The 16092-nt window shown below is 60.1% G+C and carries 15 protein-coding genes; 9 read left to right on the top strand and 6 right to left on the bottom strand.

From position 1 onward, the window contains the following. Positions 1–55: 55 nt before the first annotated feature. Genes HQN82_RS16675 through HQN82_RS16660 form a run of 4 tightly spaced genes read right to left on the bottom strand, consistent with a single transcriptional unit; the run spans position 56 to position 2489 of the window. The gene (locus HQN82_RS16675) at positions 56–829 is read right to left on the bottom strand and encodes a rhomboid family intramembrane serine protease (protein ID WP_004445626.1); all 774 of its coding nucleotides are present in this window, start codon (positions 827–829) and stop codon (positions 56–58) included. 32 nt (positions 830–861) lie between these two features. Next, entirely contained in the window at positions 862–1440 is a 579-nt protein-coding gene (locus tag HQN82_RS16670) for a cob(I)yrinic acid a,c-diamide adenosyltransferase (protein ID WP_035209117.1), read from the bottom strand. A 1-nt stretch (position 1441) separates the two neighbouring features. Further along, the gene (locus HQN82_RS16665; protein WP_004445622.1) at positions 1442–1639 is read right to left on the bottom strand and encodes a twin transmembrane helix small protein; all 198 of its coding nucleotides are present in this window, start codon (positions 1637–1639) and stop codon (positions 1442–1444) included. A 16-nt stretch (positions 1640–1655) separates the two neighbouring features. Next, complete coding sequence (locus HQN82_RS16660; protein WP_173615289.1) at positions 1656–2489, bottom strand: SDR family oxidoreductase; 834 nt, start codon at positions 2487–2489, stop codon at positions 1656–1658. A gap of 176 nt (positions 2490–2665) precedes the next feature. Here HQN82_RS16660 and HQN82_RS16655 point away from each other — a divergent pair, with 176 nt between their 5' ends. Further along, positions 2666–3583, top strand: a complete 918-nt coding sequence (locus HQN82_RS16655; protein WP_173615288.1) for a YihY/virulence factor BrkB family protein — start codon at positions 2666–2668, stop codon at positions 3581–3583. Here HQN82_RS16655 and gluQRS read toward each other — a convergent pair. Then, positions 3551–4450 carry a tRNA glutamyl-Q(34) synthetase GluQRS gene (gluQRS, locus tag HQN82_RS16650; protein ID WP_173615287.1) on the bottom strand — a complete coding sequence of 300 codons (900 nt, stop codon included), beginning with the start codon at positions 4448–4450 and terminating at the stop codon, positions 3551–3553. The two genes, HQN82_RS16655 and gluQRS, sit on opposite strands and share 33 nt — an antisense overlap. A gap of 39 nt (positions 4451–4489) precedes the next feature. Here gluQRS and HQN82_RS16645 point away from each other — a divergent pair, with 39 nt between their 5' ends. Beyond that, complete coding sequence (locus tag HQN82_RS16645) at positions 4490–5146, top strand: DNA-3-methyladenine glycosylase family protein (RefSeq protein WP_173615286.1); 657 nt, start codon at positions 4490–4492, stop codon at positions 5144–5146. Positions 5147–5152: 6 nt separating this feature from the next. Here HQN82_RS16645 and HQN82_RS16640 read toward each other — a convergent pair whose 3' ends face one another. Next, entirely contained in the window at positions 5153–6571 is a 1419-nt protein-coding gene (locus HQN82_RS16640; protein ID WP_173615285.1) for a helix-turn-helix domain-containing protein, read from the bottom strand. A 118-nt stretch (positions 6572–6689) separates the two neighbouring features. Between HQN82_RS16640 and HQN82_RS16635 the strand changes: the two genes are divergently transcribed. The 7 genes from HQN82_RS16635 to HQN82_RS16605 all read left to right on the top strand — a co-directional run bounded on the left by HQN82_RS16635 (position 6690) and on the right by HQN82_RS16605 (position 16083). Beyond that, positions 6690–8222, top strand: coding sequence for an acyl-CoA carboxylase subunit beta (locus HQN82_RS16635; RefSeq protein WP_173615284.1), 1533 nt, complete (start codon positions 6690–6692; stop codon positions 8220–8222). A 102-nt stretch (positions 8223–8324) separates the two neighbouring features. After that, positions 8325–9221: a glutathione-dependent disulfide-bond oxidoreductase gene (gene yghU / locus HQN82_RS16630; RefSeq protein WP_173615283.1), complete on the top strand. Its 897-nt coding sequence runs from the start codon at positions 8325–8327 to the stop codon at positions 9219–9221. A gap of 21 nt (positions 9222–9242) precedes the next feature. Continuing rightward, complete coding sequence (locus tag HQN82_RS16625; RefSeq protein ID WP_004445608.1) at positions 9243–9620, top strand: hypothetical protein; 378 nt, start codon at positions 9243–9245, stop codon at positions 9618–9620. Positions 9621–9663: 43 nt separating this feature from the next. Beyond that, positions 9664–11667, top strand: coding sequence for an acetyl-CoA carboxylase biotin carboxylase subunit (locus HQN82_RS16620; protein WP_173615282.1), 2004 nt, complete (start codon positions 9664–9666; stop codon positions 11665–11667). 134 nt (positions 11668–11801) lie between these two features. Continuing rightward, a complete protein-coding gene (gene scpA / locus HQN82_RS16615; RefSeq protein ID WP_173615281.1) occupies positions 11802–13943 on the top strand; it encodes a methylmalonyl-CoA mutase in 2142 nt (713 codons plus the stop codon). A gap of 12 nt (positions 13944–13955) precedes the next feature. Further along, entirely contained in the window at positions 13956–14372 is a 417-nt protein-coding gene (gene mce / locus HQN82_RS16610) for a methylmalonyl-CoA epimerase (RefSeq protein ID WP_107340910.1), read from the top strand. A 166-nt stretch (positions 14373–14538) separates the two neighbouring features. Further along, on the top strand, positions 14539–16083 hold the full coding sequence (locus HQN82_RS16605; protein WP_173615280.1) for a glycerol-3-phosphate dehydrogenase: 1545 nt from the start codon (positions 14539–14541) through the stop codon (positions 16081–16083). The last annotated feature ends 9 nt before the right edge of the window (positions 16084–16092 follow it).

Below are 16092 nucleotides of genomic sequence, written 5' to 3'. Positions count from 1 at the left end.
CAAGGCATATCTTACGTTGACGTTAACGTAAATAGTCTATCTCTGACGTGACGTCTCATCTACCCCCGTCATAGCCGCGTTCGATTTGCGACAACCCCGCCGTTTGCGACGTATTTTTGAACTGCGCCGCCCTCGGCGGGACAATGGTGCGATCAAACAGGGGAACGCCCCGTCTGCGCATGAAAATTACCATGATGGCGCCCGCCAAGATGCCACCGACATGCGCGCCCCAGGAGACATTCTCTTCCAGCCCGAGCGCCAGCATCAGGAACTGCTGGCCGATCCACAGCGCCAGGGGAATGAAGGCGGGCAGGGGAAGCGGAATGCGCATGAGGACAAGCACCCAGACGCGCACTTTCGGATGCAGCAGGAAATAGGCCGCGACGACGCCGGAAACCGCACCCGAGGCACCGATCAGCGGTCCTTCCGAGGTGGGTGCGACGAAACCGTGAAACAGCGCGCCGGCGATGGCACAGGCGAGATAGAAGATCAGGAAACGAAAATGGCCGAGCGCATCCTCGACATTGTCGCCGAAGACCCAGAGAAACAGCATGTTGCCGGCCAGATGCCAGAAATCGAGATGAAGAAAGGCATAGGTGATGGCGGTGAGGTCATCAGGCACGACCTGCAGGGCGGGTTCCAGATAGGCGTAATCGAACACCACGGCGGGAATGAAGCCGAGGCCGAGGGCAGCGGCATTGGCTTCGGTGTCGCTGGCCAGCACGCCGGTAAATAGCCAGACCAGCACGTTGACCACGATCAGGCCGATGGTGACATATTGCAGCCGGATATGCTTGAGGGAATTCGCATCGTGCAGCGGTATGAACATCGAACGCCCTTTGGTTGCGTCGTTGAAACGCCTTAGCGGTTCTTGCCCGGAACCCACAATATGTCGGCCTTGCCGGCATCATTGGCGAAACGGGCCGCGACAAACAGGAAGTCGGAGAGGCGATTGGCATATTTGATGGCGGCCGGGCTGACGATCTCATTCCCGGTGACGGAAAGCTCCACCATCAGCCTTTCTGCGCGCCGGCAAACCGTGCGTGCCAAATGCAGATTCGCCGCCGCGGCGCTGCCTCCCGGCAGCACGAAGGACGTCAACGGTTCGAGGGTGGCGTTGAGGTCGTCGATTTCGCTTTCCAGCCGTGTGACCTGGCTTTCGACTATACGCAACGGTTCGTAAGGCAGCGGTTCGCCATCGTCAGGCGTGGCAAGATCGGCGCCGAGGTCGAAAAGATCGTTCTGGATGCGGAAAAGCATGGCATCCAGCTTTTCCAGCCCAGCCGTGTGAAGCCGCGCGACACCGATGGCCGAATTGGTCTCGTCCACCGTGCCATAGGCTTCGACGCGCAGATCGTGCTTCGGTCGGCGCGGACCGGAAACCAGCGCCGTCGTGCCCTTGTCGCCGGTGCGGGTGTAGATCTTGTTCAGTTTCACCATGTCAGCGGCCGCCTCCGGTGAGCCAGAGGGTGAGCATGATCAGAGCGATGGCAATGGCCTGCAGAAGCAGGCGAAGCTGCATCAGCTTGTTGGACCGGTTGGCGTCCTGTCCCTTCAGCATGTTGAAGAGGCCGCGTATCAACACGATGACGACAAGCCCCATGACGATAAGGGCCAGAACAGTGGTGAAGCCGGACATGCGGTATTACTCCTCCTCAATCGAATCTGCGCAGCAGACGATAGAAAAGTCTGGCAGGCAAGAGCCGTTTCAGCATAAGCCCCTGTTTGGCCGGAACCGTAACGGGATAATGTGGTTTCGGCCTTGCAGCCGTCAGGGCGTGTTTCAGCACGGCATAAACGGCATCCGGGCCGAGCTTGTGACGGTTGACGGGGCCGGAACCATCCATACGCGCCAGCTGGCGTTTATATTCTGCCGCATGGGCCGAGTTTTCGAGATCGATATGCTCATTGATATGAGCAAGCGCCGTCGCGGTGAATTTGGACGTGATCGGGCCGGGTTCGATCAGGCTGACATGGATACCGCTGTCCTGAAGCTCCATGCGCAGGGTGACCCCCAGCCCCTCAAGCGCGAATTTCGAAGCGGTGTAGGCACCGCGATAGCGATAGGGCACGAGCCCGAGAATGGACGAGCAATGCACGATGCGGCCCGCACCACGCGCCCGCATAAAGGGAATGACCCGCCGCGTCAGATCGTGCCAGCCGAAGACATTGGTTTCGAACTGGGCTCTCAGCGCTTCGACCGGCAGGTCCTCCACCGCGCCCGGCTGGCCATAGGCGCCATTGTTGAAAAGCGCATCGATGCGGCCGCCGGTGCGGGCGGCGACGGTGTCCACCAGCGCGGCGATGGTTTCGGGCTTTGTGTAATCCATGATCAGGGTTTCTATGCCCTGATTTTCGAGGGCTGCCATGTCAGCGATGCGCCGCACGGTGGCGAAGACCCGCCAGCCGTCCCGATGGAGAGCGCCGGCGCAATAGGCGCCGATGCCCGAGGAGCAGCCGGTGATGATGATGACCGGTCTTTCAGACATGTTCCGCCCCGCCAATGGTCTTTGCGCCAAGGTGCACTCAGATTCACAAAATTAAATTGCGCGAAATCCTTTTCGGTCATGGAACCGAAAGCCGGCTTTGCGCGCTGTACAAAGCGAAGCTGATTTCCCATATTCGGGGCGAAGTTACAAATGAAATGCCGATGAATGGAGGCGACATGGTTGCCGCAGTGCGCCTGGCAGGCAAGGTTGCCTTCGATGCCTATTCCCATTTCGCCGAGGATGACGGCTGGGCGATGGCGAGCCATATGGCGCTGTCCATCCTGCTGGCGCTGTTTCCGTTCCTGATCTTTGGCACGGCGCTGGCCGGTTTTCTGGGCGCCGACCAGTTCTCAGAAACGGCGGTGCATCTGATTTTCGACACCTGGCCAGCGGCGATTGCTGGGCCGCTGGCAGCGCAGGTGCAGCAGGTTCTCACCATCCCCCGCGGCGGCCTGCTGACGATTTCGGTGCTGGCGGCCGCATACTTCGCCTCGAATGGCGTCGAGGCGCTGCGCATTTCGCTGAACCGCGCCTATCGTGTCACCGAAACGCGCTGGTGGTATGTCACCCGTCTGCTGAGCCTGCTTTATGTGCTGATTGCGGTGGTGGTCTTCACCGGCATCAGCATTGTGCTGGTTGCAGTGCCGGTCGCTACTTCCTTTGCCGAGCAGCGCTTTCCGTGGTTGACCGATATATTGAACACTGTCTCCAGCCTCGGCCTTTATGGCACCATCGTGGTGCTGACGGCGGGGCTGGTGGCGGCGCATCTGTGGTTACCCGCAGGCAAGCGCCGCATCTGGGATGTCTGGCCGGGTATTTTGCTGACGATGATATTCTGGGTCATCGGCGCGGCAATCTTCGCCTATTATCTCTCCACATTCGCCAATTATGCAGCCACCTATGCCGGTCTCGCCTCCGTCATGGTGGTTCTGGTGTTCCTTTATATGGTCGGAGTCATCTTCATGCTCGGCGCGGAGGTGAATGCCGCGTTGATGAAATACAAGGTCCGGCAGATCATCCGCCGCAACATCGGCGGCAATGGCACGCGCCGCGGGCAGGCTCTAGAGGAGGCCGACAAGCCGGCGGATATCTGAGGGCGTCGCTCCTTCGGCGCGAAGGGCGGAAAGCCCGGTACTGCCTTCGCTTTTCGAAAGCTTGCGCCCGTCCGTGCCCAAAATCAGCCGGTGATGATGATAGACGGGCTGCGGCAGGTCCAGCAGCTGCTGCAGCAGCCGGTGGATGGCGGTGGCATGGAAGAGATCCATGCCGCGCACCACATGGGTGATCCCCTGCAGTGCATCGTCAACCACAACGGAAAGATGATAGCTCGAAGGTGCGTCGGAACGCGACAGCACCACATCGCCCCAGAGCGCGGGCAGGGCCTCGATCTGCCCCGTTGCCCCGTCGCCGCTCTCTTGCCAGAACAGGGGGGTGCGGGCGGCGCGGATCGCCTTGTCCATGTCGAGCCGCCACGCGTGTTGCCGGCCGGACGCGAGCAGGGCCGCCCGTTCCGCCTTCGGCCTCTTATGGTCGACGGACGGATAGAGCGGCGCTCCGTCAGGATCGCGCGGCCATATCCCGCCTTCCGCTTCGAAGGCACCGACAATGGCCCTGGTTTCGCCACGGCTGAGAAAGGCGGGATAGGCAAGATCCGCCTCGATCAGCCTGTGCAGCGCCATCCGGTACTCATCGAAATGCTCCGATTGTCGCCGCACTGGCTCTTCCCAAGAGAGTTCCAGCCAGCCGAGATCATCATAGATCGCCTGCTCCAGCTGCGGCGTGCAGCGCGTCTGGTCTATATCCTCTATACGCAGCAGAAAGCGGCCGCCATTGTCCAGCGCCATGTCATAGTTCAGGAATGCGGAAAGCGCATGGCCGAGATGCAGCGGGCCGTTGGGGCTTGGCGCGAAACGGTAAACCGGTTTTTGACGGATGGATGAAGGCATGGTTTCTTCTGCCATGTTTTAATGCACCCCGCCAGCGGGCTGGCGGCATATGGAATGACCGACATGAAAATCATCACCGGGACGGATGACATCAGCGAAGGGCTGGAGCATCTCGCCCGCCTCGACCCCGCACTTGCCCCTGTCATTGAAATAGCCGGTCCGCTGGAACTGCGCATCCACGAGCCGGGCTTTGCCGGCCTTGCTCATATCGTCGTCTCGCAGATGGTGTCGCGCGCCAGTGCCAATGCCATCTGGGCGCGTATTCTCACCGGCACCGGCGGCGCGGTCACGGCGGAAAATTATCTCGGCGCACCGGAGGAATTGCGGGCTACTTTCGGCCTTTCGCGCGCCAAGGCGACGACGCTGGAAGGACTGGCTCGCGCCGTTACCGAAGGGCAGATCGACCTTGACGGCGTGGTGCGCAAGGAGGGGAGTGCAGCCCTTTCTGAACTGGTGGCGCTTCGTGGCATAGGCCCATGGACGGCCGAGGTCTATCTGATGTTCTGCGGCGGGCATCCGGATATTTTTCCCGTTGGCGATGTGGCGCTGAGATCAGCGGTGGCACATGCGCTCGATCTGGCGATAAGGCCGGAAGCGAAATGGCTCGCGGAACGCGCGACACTCTGGTCGCCATGGCGCTCCGTCGCCGCCCGGCTTTTCTGGGGTTATTATGCCAACATCATGCGGCGCGCGATGGTGCCACTGCCCTGAGCGGGGTCAAAAATCGGCAATCCGATAGGGCAGGGCGCCGCGTGAAAGATGATCGAAATGCAGCTTGCGTTTCAGCGGCGGTACGGCGCGCTGCACGCAATCCACTCTTTCGCAAACCCGACAGGAAATACCGATCGGCTTGAAGGACGCCGCATTGCCGAGATCGAGCGTGTCGGCATAGACGAAATTCTGCGCATGGGAAATTTCGCAGCCGAGTGCGATGGCGTAACGCGGTCTTTCCGTATTGAATCCGGCGCCGGCCTTTTCGATCTGGGTGGCGATGGAAAGATAGCGCACGCCGTCAGGTGTTTCCGCCAGCTGCCGCACGATCCTGTCGGAGCTTTCGAAAGCCTGATGGATATTCCACAGCGGACAGGCCGCGCCAAACCGGGCAAATTGCAGCCGCGTGGCGCTGTGGCGTTTGGTGATGTTGCCGGCGCGGTCGATCTTGGCGAAAAAGATCGGCACGCCCTTCATACCCGGCCGCTGCAGGGTGCTCAGCCGGTGGGCCACCTGCTCAAGGCTCGCGCCAAAACGCACGGCGAGAAGTTCGAGATCATGGCGCAGTTCCTGTGCCGCCCGGTGAAATTGCCCATAGGGCAGGATGAGCGCTGCGGCAAAATAATTGTGCAGTCCGATACGACAGATTTCGGCCGCTTCCGTGTTGCGGAAACCGGCGCCGGCCAGCACCCTGTCCACCGTCGGGCCGGCGTGAAGCTGGGCGATCTGCAACGCAAGCTGAAAACAACGGGTGGATGCGGCCATGTAGGAACTGAGGGCGAGTGTTTTGCTCACAGGATCGAAATGCCGGATCAGCCCGCCTGCCGACGCGGTTCTTGTGATATGGATGCCGTAACGGTTCCTGAGATGCGCTGACAGAATGCCGTCGGTCTCGCCTCCCTCGATCTCCAGCTCCTGCGCCAGCTCCTCGGCCAGAAGATCGATCTCGGCAACATAGTTGTCGACGAAGTGGAAGAAGTCTCGCACCTCCTCATAGGGGGTTCTTTCCACCTGCGCGGTGCCGCGACCCAGCCGGTCATCCAGTTGCACCAGCTGTTCGCTGTTCTGGCGATAGGCCTGATGGGCCCGCAGCAGCGCATGGGCAAAACCAGGTGCGTTCTGGGCAATCAGCTTCAACTCCTGAAGCCCCGGTTCATAATTCATGAACAGCGGGTCCTTCAGCGCCTCGCGCACGGCGGAAACCAGCCGGTCGCTTTCGCCTGTCGCCAGTTCCGCCATGTCGAGCTGGAATTTTTCCACCAGCGTCACCAGAACGCTGGCCGAAACGGGGCGCTGGTTGTTTTCGATCTGGTTCAGGTAACTCGCGGAGATGCCCAGCCGTTCGGCAAATTGCGCCTGCGTGGCGCGGGCATTTTCGCGAAGGCCGCGCACCTTGCGGCCGATAAAGAGTTTTTCCGTCGCCATGTTGCAACTTTGCAAAATTAAATATTGCAAATATTTATGGCATGCATACGCGCACGATCAAGGCTTCTGGCAGAGTATTTTCTGGGTTATTGATCGTGGCATAACGCATGGAGGATACATGCCCGGCATTCTGGAGCAGTTGGAAACGCGGCGGGAAGAGGCTCGGCTCGGTGGCGGCGTCAAGCGCATCGAGGCGCAGCACGCAAAGGGCAAGCTGACGGCGCGCGAGCGCATCGACGTGCTCCTGGATGAAGGTTCTTTCGAAGAATACGACATGTATGTCACCCACCGGGCGGTGGATTTCGGCATGGCGGAGCAGAAGGTGGCGGGCGACGGCGTCGTGACCGGCTGGGGCACCATCAATGGCCGGCAGGTCTATGTGTTTTCGCAGGATTTTACCGTTCTAGGCGGCTCGCTCTCGGAAACCCACGCGCAGAAAATCTGCAAGATCATGGATATGGCGGTGCGTAACGGCGCGCCTGTTATCGGCCTCAACGACAGCGGCGGCGCGCGCATTCAGGAGGGCGTGGCCTCGCTTGGCGGTTATGCCGATGTCTTCAAGCGCAATGTCGTCGCCTCCGGCGTCGTGCCGCAAATCTCCGTCATCATGGGGCCATGTGCGGGTGGTGCGGTTTATTCGCCGGCCATGACCGATTTCATCTTCATGGTGCGTGACACCTCCTACATGTTCGTGACAGGGCCGGATGTAGTGAAGACGGTGACGAACGAGATCGTCACGGCCGAAGAACTGGGCGGGGCCTCGACCCATACCAAAAAATCTTCCGTCGCCGATGGCGCTTACGAAAACGACATCGAGACGCTGGAACATGTGCGGCTGCTGTTCGATTTCCTGCCGCTCAACAATCGCGAAAAGCCGCCGGTGCGGCCGTTTCACGACGACCCGGCGCGGCTGGAGTCGCGGCTCGATACGCTGATCCCTGACAGTTCCAACAAGCCCTATGACATGAAGGAGCTGATCCACGCGCTGGCCGACGAGGGCGATTTCTTCGAGTTGCAGGAGGCCTTTGCCCGAAACATCATCACCGGCTTCATCCGTCTCGAAGGCCAGACGGTCGGCGTCGTCGCCAACCAGCCGATGGTGCTCGCCGGCTGCCTCGATATCGACAGTTCGCGCAAGGCGGCACGTTTCGTGCGCTTCTGTGACGCCTTCAATATTCCGCTGCTGACGCTGGTGGACGTGCCAGGTTTCCTGCCCGGCACGGCCCAGGAATATGGCGGCGTCATCAAGCACGGCGCGAAACTTCTCTTCGCCTATTCGGAGGCAACCGTGCCGATGGTGACGCTGATTACCCGCAAGGCCTATGGCGGGGCTTACGACGTGATGGCCTCCAAACATATCGGGGCGGACGTCAACTACGCTTGGCCAACGGCCGAAATTGCCGTGATGGGTGCCAAGGGCGCGGCGGAAATCCTCTATCGCTCGGAGCTTTCCGATCCAGAAAAGATCGCTGCGCGCACAAGAGAATATGAGGAGCGTTTCGCCAATCCCTTCGTCGCGGCGGAGCGCGGATTTATCGACGAGGTCATCATGCCGCATTCCTCGCGCCGCCGCATCGCCCGCGCGTTTGCGTCGCTGCGCAACAAGAACGTGGAAACCCGCTGGAAGAAACACGACACCATTCCGCTCTGATCTGCTGAAGGGCTGGAAAAATGCTTTGGCCACCTTACTATATGGATGTTCAGGCGCCCGGATGTCCGGATGTCCTCCCGAAACGCACAAGGACACATTTTCATGGCCGAAAAATCCTCAGCAGATAATTTCCCCGCCGGGTATGAGCCACCTAAGGTCTGGACCTGGGAAAAGGGCAATGGCGGCCAGTTCGCCAATATCAACCGGCCTATCGCCGGCCCGACCCACGAAAAGGAACTTCCCGTCGGCAAGCATCCGCTGCAGCTTTATTCGCTGGCGACGCCGAATGGCCAGAAGGTCACCATCATGCTGGAAGAATTGCTGGCTGCCGGCCACAAGGGCGCCGAATACGATGCCTGGCTGATTAAGATCGGCGAGGGCGACCAGTTCGGTTCCGGTTTTGTCGAGGTCAATCCGAACTCCAAGATTCCGGCGTTGTTGGATCGCTCGACCCCAGAACCAACGCGGGTCTTTGAAAGCGGCTCCATTCTCGTTTATCTCGCGGAAAAATTCGGCGCTTTCCTGCCGAAGGAGGGCAATGCCCGCACGCAGGCGCTGAACTGGCTGTTCTGGCAGATGGGCTCCGCACCCTTCCTCGGCGGCGGTTTCGGCCATTTTTATGCCTATGCGCCGATCAAGATCAAATACGCCATCGATCGTTACGCCATGGAAGTCAAACGCCAGCTCGACGTGCTGGATCGCCATCTCGCCGAAAACCGTTATCTCGCCGGTTCGGAATACACGATTGCCGACATGGCGGTGTGGCCGTGGTATGGCAAGATCGCGCTTGGCCAGGCATATGGCGATGCGGGTGCTTTCCTTGAAGCAGACGGTTATAAGAACGTCATGCGCTGGACGCTGGAAATCGGCGAACGCCCTGCTGTAAAACGCGGCGTGATCGTCAACAAGACCTCCGGCGATCCGTCCGAACAATTGCATGAACGCCACGATGCCTCCGACTTCGACACGAAGACGCAGGACAAGATCGGCAAGGCGTAACAGATACGAGAAGGACTAAAGATGGCGAACCTGCCCGAAATGACCAAACACAAGGGATTTCCCTCCGGTATGCCGAGCACGGGCGTCCAGTTCACCATCCGCCGCGCCAATCCCAAAGGGGTAACACCGATCAAGATGATACCCCGCCGGGCGCGCAACGACACCAAGGAGCATCGCATCGATGCCGCCTTTCTGCACTCGCTCTGGCACCATTTCGGTGCCGAGCCCTTCGAGCGCGGCAATCTCGACGCCGCCCGCCTCAACCTGCTTTTCGGCCGCGAGGTCGTACCTGCGGAGAAAAATTTCGACCCTGTTTCCTATCAGGCAATGCTCGTCATAGACGAACGCGTCGCCCGGCAGAATTTCCCGGAATCCTTCGAGAATTTTTTCGAGATTTGAGGGCTGTTTAAGGGTTTGTGCTGAGGGAGAGGGCAACAACCGCATGATCAAGAAAATCCTTATCGCCAATCGCGGCGAGATTGCCTGCCGGGTCATCAAGACGGCGAAGAAGATGGGCATCGCCACCGTTGCGGTTTATTCGGACGCCGATGCCAATGCGCTGCATGTGAGACAGGCAGATGAAGCCGTTCATATCGGCCCGGCACCCTCGTCACAGTCCTATATCGTCATCGACAGGATCCTTGAGGCGATCAAGAAGACCGGAGCGGATGCTGTCCATCCGGGCTACGGATTCCTGTCGGAAAACGCCGCCTTTGCGCAGGCGCTGGAAAAGGCGGGTGTCGTTTTTATCGGTCCGCCCGTCGGCGCGATAGAGGCCATGGGTGACAAGATCACGTCGAAGAAACTGGCTGCGAAAGCCGGCGTTTCCACCGTTCCCGGCCATATGGGGCTGATCGAGGATGCGGATGAGGCGGTGAAGATCGCGTCCCAGATCGGTTATCCCGTCATGATCAAGGCGTCTGCCGGCGGCGGTGGCAAGGGCATGCGCATCGCCTTCAACGATGCCGAAGCGCGCGAGGGTTTCCAGTCCTCGAAAAACGAGGCGAAATCCTCCTTTGGTGACGATCGCATCTTCATCGAAAAATTCGTCACCCAGCCGCGGCATATCGAAATTCAGGTGCTAGGCGACAAGCACGGCAATATCCTTTATCTCGGGGAGCGCGAATGCTCGATCCAGCGGCGCAACCAGAAGGTCATCGAGGAAGCGCCGTCGCCCTTTCTGGATGAAGCGACTCGGCATGCCATGGGCGAGCAGGCCGTGGCGCTGGCGAGAGCCGTCGGTTACCATTCAGCTGGCACGGTGGAATTCATCGTCGATGGCGATCGTAACTTCTATTTCCTTGAAATGAACACCCGTTTGCAGGTGGAACATCCGGTGACGGAACTGGTCACGGGCATCGATCTGGTGGAACAGATGATCCGTGTGGCCTCGGGTGAAAAACTGTCCTTCGGACAGGCGGATGTGAAGCTCAACGGTTGGGCGATCGAAAGCCGGCTTTATGCCGAAGACCCCTATCGCAACTTCCTGCCCTCCATTGGCCGGCTGACGCGTTATCGTCTGCCGCAGGAAGGTGCGCAGGAGAACGGAACGGTCATCCGCAACGATACCGGTGTTTTCGAAGGCGGCGAAATTTCGATGTATTACGATCCGATGATCGCCAAGCTGTGCAGCTGGGGCAAGGATCGGACGACCGCCATCCATGCCATGGGAGAGGCATTGGATCGTTTTGAGGTTGAAGGCATTGGCCACAATCTGCCGTTTCTCTCCGCCGTCATGCAGCATGAGCGCTTTCGCTCTGGCAGGCTCACGACGGGCTTCATCGCGGAAGAGTTTCCGGAAGGCTTCTCCGGCGTCGAGCCGGATGAAGCCGCAGCACGCAAGCTTTCTGCCATTGCCGCTATCGTCAATCAGCGTGTGCAGAACCGAGCGGTGGAAATTTCCGGTACCATCGGCAATCATCGCCGCATTATCGGGCAAGACTGGATGGTTTCGTTTGGTGCGTTTCGCCACCGGCTCAGCATTGAAACCGGTGCGGATGGCGCGGCGGTCCGTTTTGAAGACGGGACAGCGCTCACCATCGATACCGGCTGGCTTCCCGGTCAAAGCCTTGGCCTGTTTACGGTGGCGGGCGAGGTCATTGCCGTCAAGGTCGATCTTGCAGGCGCAGCGGCTCGTCTGCGCTGGGGTGGCATGGATGTTCTCGCCCGCGTGCGCAGCCCGCGCGTGGCGGAACTGGCGCTGCTGATGCCGGAAAAACTGCCGCCGGATACGTCGAAACTGCTGCTCTGCCCCATGCCGGGGGTCATCACCGGTATTTCGGTGGGTGAGGGTGACGAGGTAGAGGCCGGGCAGGCACTGGCGACGGTGGAAGCCATGAAGATGGAAAACATCCTGCGTGCCGAAAAACGCGGTCGTGTTGCGAGAGTGGCGGCGAAACCCGGCGATAGTCTCGCTGTGGATGAGGTTATTCTCGAGTTCGAGTGAAGGTCGCTGCCGGTTTTTCCGGAACGGATACCGGCCGGGGCGGTTTACGGGGTCGGACCTGCGGGCGGGCCGGGCGAATCTTGCCTTGATCTCCCGCCAGAATGCTAGAGCGAAATGCAAACGGGGAGAGATGCATGTCGGGTGAAAAAACGGTGCGGGATTGGCTTCACCTTGCTGAAAAGGAGCTGAAGCGCTCACCGGACACACTCGTCTGGCACACGCCCGAGGGTATCGAGGTCAAGCCGCTCTATACGGCCGACGACCTGCAACATGTTTCCCATCTGAACAGCCTGCCGGGATTTGCGCCTTTCACCCGCGGCCCGCGCGCCACCATGTATGCGGGACGGCCCTGGACCATCCGCCAATATGCCGGTTTCTCCACCGCGGAAGCCTCGAATGCCTTTTACCGTAAGGCGCTGGCCGCCGGTCAGCAGGGCGTTTCCGTGGCTTTCGATCTCGCTACCCATCGCGGTTATGACAGCGACCATCCGCGCGTGGAGGGCGATGTCGGCAAGGCGGGTGTGGCGATCGATAGCGTCGAGGACATGAAAATCCTGTTCGACGGCATCCCGCTCGACAAGGTCTCGGTGTCCATGACGATGAATGGCGCGGTCATCCCCGTCCTTGCCAGTTTCATCGTCGCGGGGGAGGAACAGGGTGTTCCGCGTGCAGCGCTTTCAGGCACCATCCAGAACGACATCCTCAAGGAGTTCATGGTCCGCAACACCTATATCTATCCGCCCGAACCCTCGATGCGGATCATCGCCGACATCATCGAATATACGGCGAGAGAGATGCCGAAATTCAACTCCATCTCCATTTCCGGCTATCACATGCAGGAGGCCGGGGCGACGCTGGTGCAGGAACTTGCCTTCACACTCGCGGATGGCCGTGAATATGTGCGGGCAGCGCTGGCCAAGGGGCTGAATGTTGACGATTTTGCCGGCCGCCTGTCTTTCTTTTTCGCCATCGGCATGAATTTCTTCATGGAGGCGGCCAAGCTGCGCGCCGCGCGCCTGCTCTGGTCACGCATCATGGAGGAATTCAAGCCGCAAAAGGCGTCGTCGCTGATGCTGCGCACCCATTGCCAGACATCGGGCGTGTCGCTCCAGGAGCAGGACCCCTATAACAACATCGTCCGCACTGCCTTCGAGGCCATGTCCGCCGTGCTCGGCGGCACGCAATCACTGCACACCAATTCCTTCGATGAGGCGATTGCGCTGCCGACGGAATTCTCCGCCCGCATTGCCCGCAATACCCAGCTGATCCTCCAGCATGAGACCGGCGTCACCAGGGTCGTCGATCCGCTGGCCGGTTCCTATTATGTCGAAAGCCTGACGAATGAGCTGGCCGAGAAGGCCTGGGCGCTGATCGAGGAGGTCGAGGCGCTTGGCGGCATGACAAAGGCCGTGGCGGAAGGCCTGCCGAAACGGCTGATTGAGGAGGCCGCGACACGCCGGCAGGCGGCGGTGGACAAGGGCGAGGAGGTGATCGTCGGCGTCAACCGCTATCGTCTCGAGAATGAAGAGGATATCGATGTTCTCGATATCGATAACGCCGCCGTGCGGGCCGCGCAAATCCGCCGCATCGAAGACACGCGCCGGCGCCGCGATGGCAAGGACGTGACCGCCGCTTTGCAGGCGCTCTCGGAGGTGGCCCGCAGCGGCAGGGGCAATATTCTCGAAGCCGCCGTCGTCGCGGCCCGTGCACGCGCCACGGTGGGAGAGATTTCCGATGCGCTGCGCGCGGCCTTCGGAGACCACGCTGCGGTGCCCGAGGTGGTGAGCGATATCTACGGCGAGGCTTATAAGGATGAGCCGGAACTCGCTACGCTTGCCGCCCGCCTTTCAGGTGTGGCTGAACGGATCGGCACAAAACCGCGAATCATGGTCGCCAAGCTGGGGCAGGATGGGCATGATCGTGGCGCAAAGGTTATTGCGTCTGCCTTCGGCGATATTGGTTTCGACGTGTTGGCCGGTCCCCTGTTCCAGACACCGGCGGAGGCGGCCGAGCTTGCCGTTGAGAACAAGGTGCATGTGGTCGGCATGTCGTCGCTCGCCGCAGGGCACAAGACGCTTGCGCCGCAGCTGGTCGAGGCGCTGAAACAGAAAGGCGCGCAAGACGTCATCGTTGTTGTCGGTGGGGTCATTCCGCGCCAGGATTATCAGTTCCTGCTCGACCACGGAGTATCGGCCATCTTCGGCCCCGGTACCAATGTCATGGATGCGGCCAACAAGGTGCTCGACCTGCTCGAAGGCATCAGGCGGAACGTGTGAGGGAAGGCGGCCATGTTCGGAAGATTGAATCACGTCGCCATCGCGGTACCCGACCTCGATGCCGCCATTGCCCGTTACAGGGCGCTTGGCGCGGCGGTTTCGGAACCACAAGCCCTGCCTGAACATGGCGTGACGGTTGTTTTCATTCAGGCTGATAACACCAAGATCGAACTTCTTCACCCGCTCGGGGAAAACTCGCCGATTGCCACTTTTCTTGAACGCAATCCGGGCGGCGGCACACATCATCTCTGCTTCGAGGTGCCGGATATACTGGCGGCGCGCGACGACCTCATTCAAAAAGGCGTCCGTATTCTCGGCGATGGCACGCCAAAGATCGGCGCGCACGGCAATCCCGTTCTTTTCCTGCATCCGAAGGATATGGGCGGGGTGCTTTACGAGCTCGAGCAGGTTTCTCAGACACACGGCTGAAACATAAATCTCCTAGGAGGCTGACCCTGTGAGGCAATGCTCACGGCGGCGCTTTCACACGTGCTTTCGTGGTTCGTTTGTTTTCTTTTGACATTCGTTTTGTTTTCGTTTTTATGTAATTGTCTTTCCATGAAGGGTTTCTCCCTTGCATTGACGCGGAGGCTTCATGTCCAGCGAAAACATTTTTGATCTTTTTGTCATCGGCGGCGGCATCAATGGCTGCGGCATTGCCCGTGATGCGGTGGGCAGGGGTTATTCCGTGGCGCTTGCGGAAAAAGGCGATTTCGCTTCCGGCACGTCTTCCGCCGCCACAAAGCTCATCCATGGCGGCCTGCGGTATCTCGAACATTACGAGTTTCGTCTGGTGCGCGAAGCGCTGATGGAGCGGGAAATTCTCTGGGTCATGGCACCGCATGTCATCTGGCCCATGCGTTTCGTCCTGCCCATTCAGAAGGGCGGGGTGCGCCCGGCCTGGATGGTCCGGCTTGGCCTGTTTCTTTATGACAATCTCGGCGGCCGGAAACTTTTGCCAGCCACCCGAACGCTCGATCTGCGGAAGGACCCGGCTGGAAAGCCTCTGAAGCCGGCTTTTGCCAGGGCGTTCGAATATTCCGACGGTTGGGTGGATGATGCCCGTTTCGTGGTTCTCAATGCGCGCGATGCCGCTAATCGCGGCGCGATGATCATGAACCGCACGCGGGTCGTTTCCGCACGACGCGAAGGTGGGCTCTGGCTCATCGAAACTCTGGACAAAAAAACCGGCCGTGCGGGCGTGCACAAGGCACGTATGCTGGTGAACGCCGCTGGTCCCTGGGTGGATACGGTGCTTTCCGGCGTCTTCGGGCGCAACGACGTCCACAATGTCCGGCTCGTGCAGGGCAGCCATGTTATCGTGCGCCGGAAGTTTTCCGATCCGCGCGCCTATTTCTTCCAGAACCCTGACAACCGCATCATCTTCGCCATTCCCTATGAGCGGGATTTCACGCTGATCGGCACCACGGACCGCGACTACAAGGGCGATCCGGCCAAGGTTCGCATTTCCGAAGAAGAGATTTCCTATCTCTGCAACGCCGCCAGCGACTATTTCAGCGAGCCGGTTCGGCCGGAAGACATCGTCTGGACCTATTCCGGCGTGCGGCCGCTCTTTGATGATGGTGCTTCGAAAGCGCAGGAAGCCACACGCGATTACGTGCTGAAGGTTGAGGAGGGCAACGGGCAAGCTCCACTCCTCAATATTTTCGGCGGCAAGCTCACCACCTATCGACGGCTGGCGGAACATGCGCTGGAAAAGATCGGCGCGGCGATCGGCGAAAAGGGCAAGCCATGGACGGCGGGCTCACACCTGCCGGGCGGAGATTTCGGCGCGGAGAGATATGAGACGCAGGTGCGGGCGCTTGTCTCCCGATATCCTTTCCTCGATGGACACCATGCCGAGCGGCTCGTCAGAAACTACGGTACGAAGGCTGCGGAATTGTTGGGCAGCGTTACCGATGCCGCCGGGCTCGGCCGGCATTTCGGCGGCACGCTCTATGAATGCGAGGTGCGCTGGCTGGTTGAGCAGGAATGGGCCTGCACGGCCGAGGACATTCTCTGGCGGCGCACGAAACAGGGCCTTCGCCTGAGCAAGGCCGAGGCCGCCGAGCTGGATGACTTCGTATCCAAGCTGACGGGCGGAAGGGAAAAGGCTGAAGCTGCGGTGGAGCGAGCCTGAACGTCTTCC

The organism is Agrobacterium pusense, assembly GCF_013285525.1.
GTDB lineage: Bacteria > Pseudomonadota > Alphaproteobacteria > Rhizobiales > Rhizobiaceae > Agrobacterium > Agrobacterium pusense.
This window is presented reverse-complemented; position numbering and strand designations above follow the sequence as displayed.

Coding starts and splice junctions, on each gene's coding strand:
- HQN82_RS16675 (WP_004445626.1), bottom strand. CDS start 829: ATGTTCATACCGCTGCACGATGCGAATTCCCTCAAGCATATCCGGCTG.
- HQN82_RS16670 (WP_035209117.1), bottom strand. CDS start 1,440: ATGGTGAAACTGAACAAGATCTACACCCGCACCGGCGACAAGGGCACG.
- HQN82_RS16665 (WP_004445622.1), bottom strand. CDS start 1,639: ATGTCCGGCTTCACCACTGTTCTGGCCCTTATCGTCATGGGGCTTGTC.
- HQN82_RS16660 (WP_173615289.1), bottom strand. CDS start 2,489: ATGTCTGAAAGACCGGTCATCATCATCACCGGCTGCTCCTCGGGCATC.
- HQN82_RS16655 (WP_173615288.1), top strand. CDS start 2,666: ATGGTTGCCGCAGTGCGCCTGGCAGGCAAGGTTGCCTTCGATGCCTAT.
- gluQRS (WP_173615287.1), bottom strand. CDS start 4,450: ATGGCAGAAGAAACCATGCCTTCATCCATCCGTCAAAAACCGGTTTAC.
- HQN82_RS16645 (WP_173615286.1), top strand. CDS start 4,490: ATGACCGACATGAAAATCATCACCGGGACGGATGACATCAGCGAAGGG.
- HQN82_RS16640 (WP_173615285.1), bottom strand. CDS start 6,571: ATGGCGACGGAAAAACTCTTTATCGGCCGCAAGGTGCGCGGCCTTCGC.
- HQN82_RS16635 (WP_173615284.1), top strand. CDS start 6,690: ATGCCCGGCATTCTGGAGCAGTTGGAAACGCGGCGGGAAGAGGCTCGG.
- yghU (WP_173615283.1), top strand. CDS start 8,325: ATGGCCGAAAAATCCTCAGCAGATAATTTCCCCGCCGGGTATGAGCCA.
- HQN82_RS16625 (WP_004445608.1), top strand. CDS start 9,243: ATGGCGAACCTGCCCGAAATGACCAAACACAAGGGATTTCCCTCCGGT.
- HQN82_RS16620 (WP_173615282.1), top strand. CDS start 9,664: ATGATCAAGAAAATCCTTATCGCCAATCGCGGCGAGATTGCCTGCCGG.
- scpA (WP_173615281.1), top strand. CDS start 11,802: ATGTCGGGTGAAAAAACGGTGCGGGATTGGCTTCACCTTGCTGAAAAG.
- mce (WP_107340910.1), top strand. CDS start 13,956: ATGTTCGGAAGATTGAATCACGTCGCCATCGCGGTACCCGACCTCGAT.
- HQN82_RS16605 (WP_173615280.1), top strand. CDS start 14,539: ATGTCCAGCGAAAACATTTTTGATCTTTTTGTCATCGGCGGCGGCATC.